The 15,274-nt window shown below is 36.9% G+C and carries 15 protein-coding genes; 13 read left to right on the top strand and 2 right to left on the bottom strand.

Going from position 1 to position 15,274, the window contains the following annotated elements; translation table 11 throughout:
- Positions 1–102: 102 nt before the first annotated feature.
- The gene (locus ACSKY2_RS06990; protein ID WP_489877256.1) at positions 103–849 is read right to left on the bottom strand and encodes an amino acid ABC transporter ATP-binding protein; all 747 of its coding nucleotides are present in this window, start codon (positions 847–849) and stop codon (positions 103–105) included.
- Between the two features lie 5 nt (positions 850–854).
- Entirely contained in the window at positions 855–1,556 is a 702-nt protein-coding gene (locus ACSKY2_RS06985; RefSeq protein WP_489840515.1) for an amino acid ABC transporter permease, read from the bottom strand.
- A 422-nt stretch (positions 1,557–1,978) separates the two neighbouring features.
- Between ACSKY2_RS06985 and ACSKY2_RS06980 the strand changes: the two genes are divergently transcribed.
- From ACSKY2_RS06980 to ACSKY2_RS06920, 13 genes are all read left to right on the top strand, one after another.
- On the top strand, positions 1,979–2,791 hold the full coding sequence (locus ACSKY2_RS06980; protein WP_489877255.1) for a transporter substrate-binding domain-containing protein: 813 nt from the start codon (positions 1,979–1,981) through the stop codon (positions 2,789–2,791).
- 81 nt (positions 2,792–2,872) lie between these two features.
- The gene (locus ACSKY2_RS06975) at positions 2,873–3,148 is read left to right on the top strand and encodes an acylphosphatase (protein WP_489840517.1); all 276 of its coding nucleotides are present in this window, start codon (positions 2,873–2,875) and stop codon (positions 3,146–3,148) included.
- A 97-nt stretch (positions 3,149–3,245) separates the two neighbouring features.
- Positions 3,246–4,142 carry a prenyltransferase gene (locus tag ACSKY2_RS06970; RefSeq protein WP_489877254.1) on the top strand — a complete coding sequence of 299 codons (897 nt, stop codon included), beginning with the start codon at positions 3,246–3,248 and terminating at the stop codon, positions 4,140–4,142.
- Between the two features lie 262 nt (positions 4,143–4,404).
- Complete coding sequence (locus ACSKY2_RS06965; RefSeq protein WP_489877253.1) at positions 4,405–5,553, top strand: AI-2E family transporter; 1,149 nt, start codon at positions 4,405–4,407, stop codon at positions 5,551–5,553.
- 107 nt (positions 5,554–5,660) lie between these two features.
- Positions 5,661–7,106, top strand: coding sequence for a glutamate--cysteine ligase (locus ACSKY2_RS06960; RefSeq protein WP_489877252.1), 1,446 nt, complete (start codon positions 5,661–5,663; stop codon positions 7,104–7,106).
- Positions 7,107–7,162: 56 nt separating this feature from the next.
- Positions 7,163–7,573 carry a DUF6508 domain-containing protein gene (locus tag ACSKY2_RS06955; protein ID WP_489877251.1) on the top strand — a complete coding sequence of 137 codons (411 nt, stop codon included), beginning with the start codon at positions 7,163–7,165 and terminating at the stop codon, positions 7,571–7,573.
- 195 nt (positions 7,574–7,768) lie between these two features.
- Positions 7,769–9,112 (top strand): amino acid permease, encoded by a 1,344-nt coding sequence (locus tag ACSKY2_RS06950; protein WP_489877250.1) that lies wholly within the window; start codon positions 7,769–7,771, stop codon positions 9,110–9,112.
- 73 nt (positions 9,113–9,185) lie between these two features.
- Complete coding sequence (locus ACSKY2_RS06945; protein WP_489877249.1) at positions 9,186–10,079, top strand: alpha/beta hydrolase fold domain-containing protein; 894 nt, start codon at positions 9,186–9,188, stop codon at positions 10,077–10,079.
- A gap of 14 nt (positions 10,080–10,093) precedes the next feature.
- Entirely contained in the window at positions 10,094–10,312 is a 219-nt protein-coding gene (locus tag ACSKY2_RS06940; protein WP_489877248.1) for a hypothetical protein, read from the top strand.
- A gap of 403 nt (positions 10,313–10,715) precedes the next feature.
- Positions 10,716–11,480 carry a LytR/AlgR family response regulator transcription factor gene (locus tag ACSKY2_RS06935; RefSeq protein ID WP_489877247.1) on the top strand — a complete coding sequence of 255 codons (765 nt, stop codon included), beginning with the start codon at positions 10,716–10,718 and terminating at the stop codon, positions 11,478–11,480.
- A gap of 335 nt (positions 11,481–11,815) precedes the next feature.
- Positions 11,816–12,589 (top strand): (S)-acetoin forming diacetyl reductase, encoded by a 774-nt coding sequence (locus tag ACSKY2_RS06930; protein ID WP_489877246.1) that lies wholly within the window; start codon positions 11,816–11,818, stop codon positions 12,587–12,589.
- A 181-nt stretch (positions 12,590–12,770) separates the two neighbouring features.
- Positions 12,771–13,715 (top strand): YihY/virulence factor BrkB family protein, encoded by a 945-nt coding sequence (locus tag ACSKY2_RS06925; protein WP_489877245.1) that lies wholly within the window; start codon positions 12,771–12,773, stop codon positions 13,713–13,715.
- 138 nt (positions 13,716–13,853) lie between these two features.
- Positions 13,854–15,224, top strand: a complete 1,371-nt coding sequence (locus tag ACSKY2_RS06920; RefSeq protein WP_489877244.1) for an NAD-dependent succinate-semialdehyde dehydrogenase — start codon at positions 13,854–13,856, stop codon at positions 15,222–15,224.
- Positions 15,225–15,274: the final 50 nt, after the last annotated feature.

The raw sequence follows: 15,274 nt of genomic DNA, 5'->3' as shown, positions 1-15,274 counted from the left end.
AGTACTGATAACTGATTTTTCAAAAATTAGTTATCAGTACCCTTTTACTGTAGAAACGCTTTTGATAAGTACTATTTACTACCAACATCTTGTTAGGATAGTTTAAGCATCTTGATCAAATTTAAAAGCGTTTAAGAAGTGGTTAATACGTTCAGTGGGCTTATTAAAGAAGTCATCTGGTGTGCCATCAAAGTTAATTTCACCATCTTCCAAAAATAGCATGCGATCTGCTGCATGACGTGCAAAATCCATATTGTGTGTAACGATGATCATGGATTGATTTTCATGTGCTAAATCATTTAGTACACGTAATACCTGCGCTTCAAGTTCAGGATCTAAGGCTGAAGTTGGTTCATCTAGTAACAAATAATCTGGTGCCATGGCCATTGCACGCGCAATCGCAACACGTTGCGTTTGACCACCTGATAATTGATAGGGATAACGATTAGCCGTTTCGTCCAAATTGACAGCAGCTAATAATTCATGAGCGTGTTTGGTTGCTTCAGATTTTGATTGTTTTAGCACATGTACTGGTGCCTCAATCATATTACCCATGATCGTTAAATGATCAAACATACGTGGTTGTTGAAAAACCATGCCAGTTTTTCGTCGCACCCAAAGTAGCGTTTCAGTCGTTATCGGTAAACTTAAGTCGATGGTTCGTTCATCGAGCGTGTATTTACCAGTATCTGGTCGTTCTAATAAGTTTAATGAACGGAGTAAAGTTGATTTTCCTGATCCAGATGGGCCAACAATCACGGTTGTTTCATGTGGATTAAAGGTTACGTTGATGTCCTTTAAGGCATGATGTTCAGTATATTTTTTATCAATATGTTCTAATTTTAGCATGTGGTTTACCTCTGATCCTTGACGAAACGGTCAGCCCAACGTTGAATATAGCGTTGGGGAATTGACAAGATAGTAACAAATAAAGCGTATATCACAGCAACTAATAGATACATTTGTAACGGTTCGAAATTGACAGCTGCTAATTGTTGGGACAGGTAGAACATCTCGACAATGGTGACAACTGATGCTAACGAAGTGTCTTTGACTAGCGAAATGAATGAATTAGCTAATGTGGGAATTGAGATACGCGTAGCTTGTGGCAAAATAATACGCATAAAAATTTGGCGATCAGTCATGCCCAATGCTGCTGCTGCTTCACGTTGTGTATCAGGAATTGATGAAATAGCTGCGCGGATCGCTTCAGAAGCATAAGCGCCGGTATTTAGTGACAATACCCAGACAGCAGCAGTCCAACCAGATGGTGACAACCAACTGATACCTAGTTTTGGTAGACCATAAAAAACAACAAATAATTGCACTAGCATTGGTGTTGAACGGAAAATCCAAACATAAAACCATAAAATAAATTTGAGTAGACGCCAGCCAAGATCACCCAAGCCAGTTGCATGAGGTACATACGATCGCAAAACTGCTACTAAAGCAGCAATGACAACAGCAATCACAAATGAAATTAATGCTAAAGGTATTGTGTATTTAATACCTGCAATGATCAATTGTGGTGCATAAGTTGCAATAAATTGAAACATGAGTCATCCTTTCAAAAATGAACATAAAAAAAGTGTTAAACCATCTTAGTGAGTAAGATGCCTAACACGTTTTTGGCGATTATTAGATTGGCGTACACCAAGATAACCTACCGCAAAAAACGCGTTAGGCTTTCACAAGTTATATTATTATTTAACGAATTGTGAAACATCAGCATACTCCTAAAATTTTGAGTTCTAAATAATTATCTGCCTTTATTTTAGGTGTCTTACTAATTAATTGCAAGTAAAATTTATAAATTGATTAACTAGTTGACAAATGATTCGTCAGCAGAGTATGATTTGCGACAGAAAAGAAGTGAGGTATTTGGGGATGCGATGTTAATTTAGCGAGCACTAATTAAAAATATGACATAATATATTGATTAATATTTAAATTCTGCTTTAACAAAGGAGTGGGTAAAATGAATAAATATACAAAAATTGCTACAGCAACTGCGATAACATTGCTTGTGGCTGGTGGTAGTGTGAGTGCGGTGACACCAAGTATTGCTGCTAAGACTGTACCAACTTATGAAAAAAATTTACATAAAAAAGGCACGTTGACAGTCGGTCTTGAAGGGACGTACTCACCATATTCTTATCGGGATAAGTCAGGTAAACTGACTGGTTTTGAAGTTGATTTATCAAAAGCGGTTGCTAAAAAAATGCATTTAAAAGTTGCTTATTCGCAAACAAAATTTGATTCTTTAGTGGCAGGATTGGAATCGAATAAATATGATGTCGTTTATAACAACATGGGCAATACAAAAGAACGTGCAAAGAAATTTGCATTTGCGGCGCCTTATTTGTATACCAAAACGGTTATGATTACCAAAGCAAATTCAGATATTAAAACAGCCGCAGATCTAAAGGGCAAGAAGTCAGCCCAATCAGCATCATCAAATTTTGGTCAGGCAGCTAAAAAAGCTGGTACAAAGGTTGTGTCTGTACCTGGTTTTGCTGAGGCGATTGATTTAGTCAATTCTGGTAAAGCAGATGTGACATTGAACTCACAAGATTCATGGAGTGTGTATAAAAAAGCGCATCCAGAAACAAAATTAAAGGCAAAAGTGACGAATGTCTTAGGCGATACGTCAGCTTCACCAATGTTAAATAAGAAAAATGAAGCTTTAGCAAAGAAAATCACGAAGGTACAGAAGCAATTAGCCAAAGATGGCACGATTGCAAAACTCTCAGAAAAGTATTTTGGATCTGATTTGACGAAGAAACCATAAACTGACGTTATAATAAAAGTGCAGACGGAACGCTTTGGTATCCTGTTGTAAAGTATTTCAAACAATCGGGAGGGATAGTGAATGTTAGTTGCAAAGAAAATTATTGTCCGTGGTCGTGTGCAGGGTGTTGGTTTTCGTTATACAACGAAAATGATTGCTGATCAGTTAGATATCCAAGGTCAAGTTTGGAATGAATCAGATGGCTCAGTACACATTGAAGCGCAGGGTGAAAGTGCAGCGATGGCGGATTTTATTTCAAAAATTAGTGTTGCACCATCACCATATGCACGTATTGATTCAGTTAAAAGTCAAGATATGCCAGTTCGTGAAGGTTGGCATCAGTTTCGGGCACATTAAAGCATATCAACATTTAATCAGTCAGCGAGTAACATTGCATGACTGATTTTTTTCGTGTAAGCTGAGGTGTTGAAAGTTTTTTAGGAGGTTGTGGAAAATGAGTATGAAAACATGGTTGAAATTCGTTGAAGTTCAATCATTGGTAGCAAGTATTTTACCACTTATTTTAGGTAACTTATACGCCGCGATTACGTATCAAAAGTTTCATATAACTTTTGCGATTGTCTTTGCGATTGTTGTCATTGCGTTACAGATGGTGGCAAATGTTTGGAATAATATCCAAGATTTTAAATCGGCAACCAGTGAAGAATGGAAAAATGGTGTCAATAATATTATTGGTAACGGTGGTATTTCACAAAACCAAGGTTGGACAACCATGATTGTACTAGCGTTGATTGCAGCTGTCGGCGGCTTGTGGTTGGCTGTGCAAACGGGTTGGCCATTGCTTGTTATGGGGTTGATTGGTTTTTGGATTGTTTATTGGTATGCGGGGACACCACTGCCACTATCACGGACTCCTTTTGGCGAATTAGCCTCAGGATTAACGATGGGCTATTTGATTTTTTTGAGTGCAACTTACGTCAATATTGCACCAATATTTAACGGTGAATTAGTGCTTAAAGCAATTATTGCGTCAGCCATTGCATGGTTTGCGATTGGCGATATTATGTTTGCCAATAATATTGGTGACTACAACGAAGATGTTGCTGAAGGTCGGCATACATTAGCTTGGTATTTAGGTAAAGAGCGTGCTGTCAAAGCATTTGGGTGGGTTTACATTGCAGGTTATATTATGTTGATCTTAGCAGTCGTTCTTGGCATTTTACCTTGGTTATCACTCGTTGCTTTGTTGTCATTGCCAATGGTGATGAAGAATGCAAAGGCGTTTCAAGCAAATCCCATTAAGCCTAATTTTCCATATGCGATTAAGAATGCTGTTGTCATTTCGCTAACGTTGGCGATCGGACTGATATTAGCATTGCTTTTTGATTAAGTACTGTACAGCAAGTAAATTATACAAAATAAGTGATTGTCGAAATAAATTCATGTGATATGAATTTATTTCGATTTTTTATTTTTTAGTAACAGGATAAATTGTGCATAACCTGTGTAAAACTTTTAACGTCTATTAGGTTAAAATTAGTTCGTTCGTTTAATACATCACAAACAAACGTAGACCTGATGAATTATTGGTGGTCGATTTATGTTGTTGGAATATCTGGTATAATTAGAAAAAATGAAAGTGAGGTCGTGAAGTGTTAGAACATTTAAAGCAGTCAAAGACACTGTTTTGGACGCTTGAACTATTAGCAATTGCATTATTGGTGTTAATTGTGACACAACTACGCTTTATTCTTGAACCAATTGGTCAATTTATTGGGGCTGTTTTTGTCCCTTTGATCATCTCAGGGTTTCTATATTATTTATTAAATCCAGTGGTCAATGTTTTACAAAAAATACCATTAGGGAAAGTAAAGCATGTTAGTCGAGGATGGTCGATTACCATTGTCATGTTGCTATTATTAGGGATTTTAATTGCATTGATTTTAACGTTACTACCAGCTTTAGTAGAACAAATTGCGGGGTTGATCAAAAATATTCCAGGATTGGTTGAAACCATGCAACATTGGGTTAATCAATTGAGTCATGTTGATATGGCCAAAGAATATGGGATCAAAATTGATCTTGATAAAATTCAACAGCAAGTTCAAAAATTCGGTCAAACAGTGGTTGCTGGTGTGGCGACCAGTTTGAGTGTTGTGGTAGCAAAATTAACTAATTTTACAATTACAGCAATTACGGTGCCAGTTATGACGATTTACATGTTAAATGATGGTCATAAACTTTCACCATTTATCCAAAAATTATTTCCGAAACGGCAACAATCACGTATTTCAGATGTGTTAGCGCGTTTGAATCATACAATTGCCCAGTATATTAGTGGGCAAGCATTGGAAATGATTTTTGTTGGTGTTTTTACAACAATTGGCTATTTTATAATTGGTCAAAATTATGCGTTGCTGTTAGGCGTGTTTGCTGGATTAACCAATATGATTCCATATGTGGGACCTTATATCGGGTTAGTGCCAGCATTGTTTGTGGCTATTACAGACTCGCCATTACAAGCGCTTTGGGTTATTGTTGTTGTATTGATCGTGCAACAAATCGATAGTAATTTGATTTATCCACGTGTTATGGGTGCTTCGTTGCATATTCATCCATTAACGATTATTGTGTTACTGTTAGCAGCTGGTAATATTGCTGGAATTGCTGGCATGATTTTGGCAGTGCCATTCTATGCAATTATTCGAACAGTGATAGTGTACACATGGGAACTTTGGCAGTTACAAAAAACAACAAATGTTGAGACACAAAGCACATCTGATGATGAAACGATCGTCTAATTGACAAAAATCCTAGCAAACGATTGGATGAGCCTTTGTGTGTGGTAGATAACCATAGACAAGGGCTTTTTGTCTATTTAAAGTTAATCAATTGAGGGGCATGACGTATGGTAACTGATTTACATTTAGGACAAATAATAAAAGAAAACAATTTATATGCAGAATTACTTCAAGGTAAGTTTGGTATTGAATTAGAAGCACATCGTGTGACGAGAAAAGGTCGTTTGAGTCGAGCTGATCATTCATCAAAGTTAGGTTCAAGACGCATGCATCCGTACCTACAAACTGATTATAGTGAGACACAAGCAGAGTTAGTAACAGAACCTGTCGGATCATTTGAAGCAGCTAGAGACCGTTTGCTCCAACTACAATGGATTTTACGTCATCATATGGCTGATGATGAGTCTATTTGGCCATTAAGTATGCCACCACAATTACGGAAAGATGATCTACAGTGGTTAGACGAAAATTTTGAAAGAACGTGGGTCCAAGATTATCGCGATTGGTTATTGCATAAATATGGTTCAACTCATGAAATTATGACGGGTTTGCATCTCAATTACTCATTATCAGATGAATTATTACAGAAACTATTCAGCGCAAGTGATGTGAATGATTTTGCAACATTTAAAAATGATGTTTATTTCTACTTAGCACGGCAAATCGTCGCACATCGTTGGTTATTTAATTATTTATTTGGTGCGACACCCTTTAATTTAAATGATACCGATTCAAGGACACCACAGTTTCATAACCCTGTGCGTTCTTTACGAACTAGTGATTATGGTTTCGTCAATGATCAAGGAGAAAAATTGGATTATATCGGTGATTATGATGATCATCAACGACAAATTGATGAGCTCGTATCACAAGGAAAATTATTCTCTGAACATGAGATTTATGGACCGGTTCGTTTTAAGAGTAATCATGAAAATGGTGTCAATACGGATTACATAGAGATTCGCATTTTAGATACTGATCCATTTGATATTGCTGGTATTTCAGAAAATGATTTGAATTTGATTCATTTATTACTTATTTATTTTATTAGTGATGAAGATGATTTAACGGCAGATATTTTGCAGCAGCATGAGCAATTAGCAAATGAAATTTCTTTGCAGAACCCTATGATGGGTCTGCCTAATAAAAAAGATGCTTTTGCGATTATGAAAAAAATTTCACAATTAGCGGATCATTTTGGTATGCGATTTAATGATGGGTTATCCTTGATCACTGATCGGGTGCTAACGCCCGCTAAAACGCCAGCAGCCAAGTTAATAGCATTAGCCCCAGATGTTGCGACTATGCAAGCGTGGGCAACAAAAATTGGTAATGAGAGAACAGATTATTTTAAAGCACACGAAGACGAATTGTTTGAGGCGTACTTTGGGGATGGTCCTTTAACGCAAATTGTGCGGGATGCCATTACCGCTGGGGTACGTGTTTTGGATTATGAACCACAACAAGTGCTTTTAAAATTTGGCGAACATGAAGAGATGATTACAACGCCAGTAAATTTGACAGATGTTTTTCCGGAGTTAAATATTTACTAACTATAAACAAGTGATAAAATAACAATTAGTATGAAACTAATTGGAGGATTTTGGCAATGAGAAAGCAACATCCATTTAATTTTGAAAAATGGGAGCAATTCTTAGCCGAGGCTGAAGGAAATCCAGTTGCTTGGGTTGCTGGTGATCATGTCACAACGCTCCCAGTCTATGATGATCGCATGCTAGCACTTGCCCAGGCTTTTGAATGGTCAGATTATTATGACCAAAACTTTGAACGAACGTTGCACCAAAAAGCACATGATCAATTATTGGAAGAGACTGTTGATTTGATTGCACGAACAAGTGATGATTTTAGGGAATTACGAGCAGTTACCTCAGTTGTCATTCATGGTGAACGTCGATTAGAGGGGTTGTGGGCAGCCATGTTGGAAAAGGGTATTTTACGACGGTTACTACAACGATTACAAGTAAAAACACCAGCTGATTTTCCAGGACCAAATTATTAAATCATGTCAGCGTTAAGAACAATTTTTTTAAAATAAGGAAGAGATGTCGATAGAAATTTCTATCACAATCTCTTTTTTTTTGATTATGAAAATGATAAAGTTAAAAGATATTATAAAATTCTTATATACTGGTTAATATATATGCAAGAGAAGTCCGATATGTACTGCATGTTTATTAAAAAAAGGAAGTGGATAATGGCAAAACAACAAGTTTCTCCTCAGAAATTGGAGCGAGGTTTAACCGGTCGTCATGTTGAGATGATTGCCTTAGGTGGTACGATTGGAACGGGGTTGTTTTTAGGAGCGGGTCGTTCGATTAGCACTGCAGGTCCAGCGATATTGCTTGTTTATATTATCGTTGGGATATTTATGTTTTGGATGATGCGTGCCTTAGGAGAATTGCTACTAACGGATCCTAATCGCGCAACATTCGTTGGATTTATTGAAAAATATGTGGGTCCTAAAGCAGGCTTCATTATCGGTTGGACTTATTGGCTGGGGTGGATTACCATTGCGATGGCTGAATTGACAGCGGTTGGTAATTATATGAAATTTTGGTTTCCAGGTATTCCGATTTGGATTTGGGAAGTAATATTCTTAGCCATTTTATATGGTATTAATATTGTTGCGGTTGCTGCCTTTGGTGAAACTGAGTTTTGGTTCGCAATGATTAAGATCGTTGCTATCTTAGCGATGATTGCGACAGGGATTATTATGATGATATTGCATACTAAAACGTCATCTGGCGTCACATCGATTAGTAATCTATGGCAACATGGTTTTGTTGCCCATGGTGGTCATCATCTGTTATCAGCCTTTCAAATGGTCTTCTTTGCTTTCTTAGGCATTGAATTTGTTGGTATGACGGCAGCAGAGGCACAAGATCCATATAAAAATATTCCAAAAGCCATTAATTCAATTATTTTGCGAATTTTAATTTTCTATATTGGTGCGTTGATTGCTATTATGTGTATCCAACCATGGACGAATTATAGTGCCAGTGAATCACCATTCGTGCAGGTTTTTGCGGGTATTGGGGTCACTGGTGCAGCAGGAATCATCAATTTTGTTGTATTAACAGCCGCTGCGTCTTCATTGAATAGTGCTATCTTTACGACTGGACGGATGTTATATTCGCTATCAAAGGGTAAGGGCTATGTTGGTAAGTTAAATACTCGGTTTATTCCTCGAAATGCTATCAATGTGTCAATGATTTTAATTGCGCTGGCAGTTGTTTTAAACTTTTTCTTTCCGGCAAACGCTTTTGATTTAGTCACATCAATTGCATCGGCTGCATTTGTGGTGATGTATGCTGTTTTGGTGTTTGCCCATGTTAAGTATCGACAATCAGATGACTTTAAGAACGGTAAGCAATTGTTCAAAATGCCGGGTGCACCAGTAACGGATTATCTAACTATTGCCTTTTTGATAGGTATCTTTCTAATTTTGTTGTTTACACCAGCAACGATGCCAACCACAATTTTGGCGTTAGTTTGGTTTATCATAATGATTATCATAAGTTTACGAATAAAGAGTTAAAAATAGTGTATGATGAAAGGATAGTTGTGTAGGCAATTATCCTTTTTGATTACGAAAACGATAGGGGGTTAATATGACAGAGAGATTTATTGATCGTGATTACACACGAACTTTTGCTAAAACAGATTATATTAAACAGCAATGGCAAGATATACCATATATGGCAGGATCACGACATGATTTGGATATTTATCTACCAAATGAAGGTCAGGGACCATTTCCAGTCATTGTCGATGTATTTGGTGGTGGATTAGTTTTTGGTGATAAGAGTTCACACAAACTTGAACCAGCTCTTCGACTATTGGATAAAGGCTATGCTGTTGCTAGCATTTCATACTCTTTGATACAAGAGGCTGATTTTCCAACGCAGATATATGAAGTGAAAGCAGCAATTCGCTTTCTTCGAGCACATGCAAATGAATATCAATTAGACATGAACCACGTTGCATTAATGGGTGAGTCTTCAGGTGCGCATTTGGCATTATTAGCGGGTGTAACCGCAACGAAAAAAGAGATGGATAATCGTGATTTTGGGGATTATGCTGATCAATCTGAACAAGTAAATGCCATTATTTCATTATATGGTCCTTATGTATTTGATCAATTTGTGCCGCAATTCAAGGAAAGCGGTGTTACACCGGCTTATTCTGAGACGGGAACAGCAGAATCTTTTGAAGGACAAATGTTTAAACAACAAGCGCCAAAAGATGATCCCCAAAAAGTTAAGGCATATAATCCAGCCACATATTTTAATTCACAGATGCCACCAATATTAGCATTTGCAGGAACGGCAGATGTTGTTGTACCATATCAACAGACGGTGAATATGATTGCCGCCGCACGTCAGTTTGTTAGTGATGATCGTGCTGAAATTCACATCATTGAAGGTACTGGGCATGGCCCAGATGCTTATATGACACCTGAGTATACAGAAATCAAAGCCAATTTCTTGAAGAAATGGCTATAATTTGAGGTTAAAGAATGATAGGTGCTTTTGGTAAAACTTTTTTTCGGGCAACGCCACAACAATTATTTGTACAATTAATGATTGACATTGTTTGGTATTTAATTTTTCAACCAACTGACACGCTATCAGTTTGGGTGTATATTCTTATTTTGCCTGGTTTTGATTTGATATCTGCAATTGGTAGTTTTTGGAACTATGTTAAAGATAATAAAACAACAAAAATGAATAAATGATGTTTCATGTGAAACATTGAAAATCGCTGACCTAATTTATTGGGGTCAGCGTTTTTTTAATTTATTGAACGTTAAATAAGCAAAAATGAACGGATAATATTTTTTTATCAGAATTGTTAGAAATGCTTTACGATTTTATATAGACGTGTCATAAGAGATGATATTCGAAAAATGTCAGCGCTATTTTTAAAAATATAGATAAAATATGACTGGCCATTTATAAAAAATTACAGTCTGTTTTTTTGTTAGGAGAAGTGAAATATGACAATGTTTAACGGCATCGGCAATTTGTTATTAGTTATCAGCCTACTGATAGTATTTGTCTTTTTGGGTATGAAATAGCTATTACAATCACTGAACAGACTCAAATAATTCAGATCGTTTTAATGGTAGAGGACAAGTAATGTTAGAGATAATAATTTTAGAAGATAATCAACGACAATTAGACTGGTTAACTAGTTTTATTAGCCGATACACAACGTTTGAAGAATTAGATACGACCATCAAGATGGCGACAACTGATATTGAGAAGGTAAAGAAATTCGTTGAGACTTGTGATCATCAAAATGTGCTTTATTTTTTAAGTATTGAAATAAACCAAGAAAACTCAAGTATTGACTTGGCTGAACAAATACGTCACAAAATGCCTTTAGCAAGCATCGTTTTTATTACAGCGTATGAAGAGTTGTCATTAGTAACTTTAGAACGAAGATTGGCACCATTGGATTATATTTGTAAATCAAAAGATACCATCGTGATTGAAGAAGCGATACGACAAGATATTATTATTGCTCAAGAATTAGTGATTAAGCATATGCAACGAACGCAAGAAAAATTTGTTTATAGACTACGTAACCATTATTATGAGATTCCAATGTCAGACATTATGTATATTGCTTCAAAGCCAAATCAGGTAAATCGAGTGATTGTCCATGCGCAAAATATGATTGTAGAAATCAACGACTCATTGTTGAACATTGAGAAAAAATATCAAAAATTATTTCGATGTCACAAGGGATTCATAGTAAATCTAACCGCCATTCATTACTTTGATATTGAAACAAATCGAGTCTATTTTGATGATCAGAACAAAATTTGGTGCCCGTTGTCAATTCGAAAGAAAAGACAATTTAAAAAAGCTTGGCATCCATTACGGCATTTCATTTAACGCATAATATATGAAAGATAACGTTTAAATTTCATTCATTCATGGTGGTGTGTATACGGTATGATTGTCTATATGAAGGAGGTGAAAGAAAAACATTTCAGTGATTATTCATGAGAAATACTCATTTTTAAAAAGCGTACGACAACGGTATTTATTATCAGTGCATTTCGAAATAGACGACATTTTGTGATTAAGTATTTAAATATAACCGCTTTGTTAGTTTACTACCACTAATGGCGCGGTTATTTTTTGAAGATATTGTGACTTTTTTAACAAAAGAGGCATATTGTGCTAGAATGAAGTTGTTTTAAAGAATAACACTGGAGGGATTAGTAATGACAAAGAAAGTTGCAATGATTACTGGTGGTGCACAAGGAATTGGTGAAGCAATTGTCCGTCGATTAAGTCAAGATGGTTTTGCGGTTGCAGTTGCTGATTTGAATGAGCAAAAAGGTGCAGAAGTTGCTGCAGATATTGAAAAAAATGGTGGAACTGCCATAGCAGTTAAGCTAGATGTTTCTGATCGCGATGACTTCTTTGCAGCAGTAAAACAAGTGGCTGAAAAACTTGGTGGGTTTGATGTATTAGTTAATAATGCTGGACTTGGTCCAACAACACCAATTGATACAATTACTCCTGAATTATTCGACAAGGTTTACCATATTAATGTTGCCGGTGATATTTGGGGTATTCAAGCAGCTATTGAACAATTTAAGAAGACTGGTCATGGCGGCAAGATTATTAATGCCACTTCACAAGCTGGTGTCGTGGGTAATCCAAACCTTGCATTGTATAGTAGTACAAAGTTTGCAGTGCGTGGTTTAACACAAGTTGCAGCACGTGATTTGGCAGAAGACAATATTACAGTAAATGCTTATGCACCAGGTATTGTTAAAACACCAATGATGTTTGATATTGCTCATGAAGTGGGTAAGAATGCTGGTAAGGATGACGAATGGGGTATGCAAACCTTTGCAAAGGATATTGCATTGAAGCGTCTTTCAGAGCCTGAAGATGTTGCAGCGGCAGTTGCTTTCTTAGCTGGACCAGATTCAAACTACATTACTGGACAAACAATTGAAGTTGATGGTGGTATGCAATTCCATTAATCACATGGTTTAAATAATAAATGAAATTGATGATGAACTAATCACTAGTTTGTGATCAATTTTTTTATTGGTGTTATTTTTAACGATCAAATATTCAATAAGCATTAAACTAACGTCATATTTGCTATCTATCGCAAACATTGCGATACTAGACGTATATTTAACGAAGGAGGGAATAGACATGCGACAAATACTTGTTGATGTTCATCGCCTGACAAAAAAGTTTCAACTTGATCAGTTAAAAACGTATATTCAGCGTGGTAATTTAAAAATGGTTGGACCAACAATTACGTATTATACTTTATTATCGCTTGTCCCTATTTTGATGAGTGTGGGGGCAGTCGCCAGTTTAGTGGGATTAGATGCGCATGATTTGATCACATTACTTTCTGCACAAATTCCTAGTAATATCATGTCCATTTTGGCACCGATTATTAAATCGGTACTAAAAGGTGGTGTCGGGATTTTGTCATTTTCAATTTTGACGACAATTTGGGCAGCAAGTTCTGTCTTAGCTGTTTTTCGTAAAGCATTCAATGGTGTTTATGATGTACCTGAACGCGTCAGTGGTTTATTGACTCGAGTGTTTAGTTTTTTATGGTTAATGGTTATTTTAGTTTCTGCTGGCTTGGTGATGATTGTCAGTGCTATTTTGCCTGCAGTGATTGCTGCAATTCCAGGAATTAGTTGGTTAGAGTTTATTACTAAACAACGCTGGTTAATTACATTAATTGGTTTATGGATCATTATGTGTGTGTTTAATGCGGCTATGCCTGCAAAGCGGACTGCATTTAGACCATTAGTTGTTGGATCAGGAATTGAAGTTGTTCTGATGATTATTTTGAATTATTCGTTTGGATGGTATGCACAGTTTACAGTAAAAAATGTTGGTTTTTATCAATCATTAGGATCACTGCTTGTGTTAATTGTCTATTTAAATTTAGTAGGGACAATGATGGTCGTTGGGCAAATTTTGATTGCTTGGTTATCAGGGATTTTTGCAACCACTTTGAATCCAGAAAATCCAGTGCCATCAGCAGCTAAGCGACTTGCACCAGCACGTCGACCAGCTGTTTCGATTCAAAAAATCACAAGCCATCGTCGACGGGGCAAAAGGCGACGTTAAAGGATAGATTGTGATTTTTTGTACACTTAAATTAGTAGTTTGTGAAACTTTTTATCCCCTTTTTTAAGTTATTGGCGTTATAATATCCTTATAGCGTGGAAGCGCTAACATTTGTCGTTTATATTAAGGGGGGATATTATGGCATACAAAACAACTTATCCGTATACTGGGGAAATTTTACAGGAGTATGATAACGCAACTGCTGAAGATTTAGAGCAAGCATTGACAACAGGTCATGCTTTATATAAAACGTGGCGTGGGACGCCGGTTAGTGAACGTGCACAAACTTTGCAAAAAGTTGCTGATGCGATTACTGAACACAAGGAAGAATTAGCGAAGGCAATGACCTATGATATGGGAAAATTATTGACCGAAGCTGAAGGCGAAGTGGATTTATGTGCAAGCATTGTTGCTTATTACGCGCAAAAGGGTGAAGAATTTATGGCAGATACACCATTAGAATCACCTGCAGGAAAGGCACATTACATCAAGCAATCAACTGGTGTCATTGTAGCCGTCGAGCCTTGGAACTTTCCATTGTATCAAGTCGTACGTGTTTTCGCACCAAACTTTATTGTTGGTAATCCAGTTCTTTTGAAGCATGCTTCAATTTGTCCAAAATCAGCACAACTGTTTGCAGATTTGGTCATCGAAGCTGGGGCACCAAAGGGCGCTTTAACCAACTTATTTATTGACTATGATTTGGTTTCAAAGGCCATTCATGATCCTCGTGTTGCTGGTGTTTGTTTAACAGGATCTGAGCGTGGTGGTGCTGCTGTGGCTAAGGAAGCTGGTGAAGCACTCAAGAAGTCTACTTTGGAACTTGGTGGTAATGATGCGTTTATCATTTTAGATGATGCCGATTGGGATGAAGTTAAGGCAGTTGCACCAGGGGCACGTTTGTATAATGCTGGACAAGTCTGCACATCATCAAAGCGTTTCATTGTGATGGCTGATAAGTATGACGAGTTCATTGATATTCTAAAGGAAGGCTTTTCAAAGGCAAAGTTAGGTGATCCAATGGATCCAACGACTGATGTTGCACCATTGTCATCAAAGAGTGCCCAAGAAAAGCTACAAAAGCAAGTACAATCAGCTATTGATGGTGGTGCCACATTGGTTTACCGTCAAGATCCGGTTGGTGGTGACGGCTTCTTCTTTGAGCCAACGATCTTAACAGATATTACGAAGGATAACCCCGTTTACAACCAAGAAATGTTTGGTCCAGTCGCTTCAGTTTATAAAGTTAATTCTGAAGAAGAAGCGATTGCTTTAGCTAATGACTCAAGTTATGGTCTAGGCAACACGGTCTTTTCAAGTGACATCGAACATGCGCAACGTGTGGCAGCTCAAATTGAAACAGGGATGTCATTTATTAACTCCGGTTGGGCTTCATTACCTGAATTGCCATTTGGTGGTGTAAAGAATTCGGGATATGGTCGTGAATTAAGTGAATTAGGATTGAATGCCTTTGTTAACGAGCATTTAATTTTTGAACCAACAAAATAACAGATAATATGAAAAAAGCAGATCATCTTTCGGTTTTTGAAAATGACCCG

The sequence above is a fragment of the Weissella sp. ESL1156 genome (assembly GCF_058505625.1).
The sequence above is the reverse complement of the archived record's forward strand: the minus strand, read 5'-3'. Positions and strand labels throughout refer to the sequence as shown.

Bases quoted from the DNA above. Each gene is read 5' to 3' on its own strand.
- ACSKY2_RS06985 (WP_489840515.1), bottom strand. From the start codon at position 1,556: ATGTTTCAATTTATTGCAACTTATGCACCACAATTGATCATTGCAGGT.
- ACSKY2_RS06920 (WP_489877244.1), top strand. From the start codon at position 13,854: ATGGCATACAAAACAACTTATCCGTATACTGGGGAAATTTTACAGGAG.
- ACSKY2_RS06925 (WP_489877245.1), top strand. From the start codon at position 12,771: ATGCGACAAATACTTGTTGATGTTCATCGCCTGACAAAAAAGTTTCAA.
- ACSKY2_RS06975 (WP_489840517.1), top strand. From the start codon at position 2,873: ATGTTAGTTGCAAAGAAAATTATTGTCCGTGGTCGTGTGCAGGGTGTT.
- ACSKY2_RS06950 (WP_489877250.1), top strand. From the start codon at position 7,769: ATGGCAAAACAACAAGTTTCTCCTCAGAAATTGGAGCGAGGTTTAACC.
- ACSKY2_RS06930 (WP_489877246.1), top strand. From the start codon at position 11,816: ATGACAAAGAAAGTTGCAATGATTACTGGTGGTGCACAAGGAATTGGT.
- ACSKY2_RS06955 (WP_489877251.1), top strand. From the start codon at position 7,163: ATGAGAAAGCAACATCCATTTAATTTTGAAAAATGGGAGCAATTCTTA.
- ACSKY2_RS06945 (WP_489877249.1), top strand. From the start codon at position 9,186: ATGACAGAGAGATTTATTGATCGTGATTACACACGAACTTTTGCTAAA.
- ACSKY2_RS06935 (WP_489877247.1), top strand. From the start codon at position 10,716: ATGTTAGAGATAATAATTTTAGAAGATAATCAACGACAATTAGACTGG.
- ACSKY2_RS06990 (WP_489877256.1), bottom strand. From the start codon at position 849: ATGCTAAAATTAGAACATATTGATAAAAAATATACTGAACATCATGCC.
- ACSKY2_RS06980 (WP_489877255.1), top strand. From the start codon at position 1,979: ATGAATAAATATACAAAAATTGCTACAGCAACTGCGATAACATTGCTT.
- ACSKY2_RS06970 (WP_489877254.1), top strand. From the start codon at position 3,246: ATGAGTATGAAAACATGGTTGAAATTCGTTGAAGTTCAATCATTGGTA.
- ACSKY2_RS06960 (WP_489877252.1), top strand. From the start codon at position 5,661: ATGGTAACTGATTTACATTTAGGACAAATAATAAAAGAAAACAATTTA.
- ACSKY2_RS06940 (WP_489877248.1), top strand. From the start codon at position 10,094: ATGATAGGTGCTTTTGGTAAAACTTTTTTTCGGGCAACGCCACAACAA.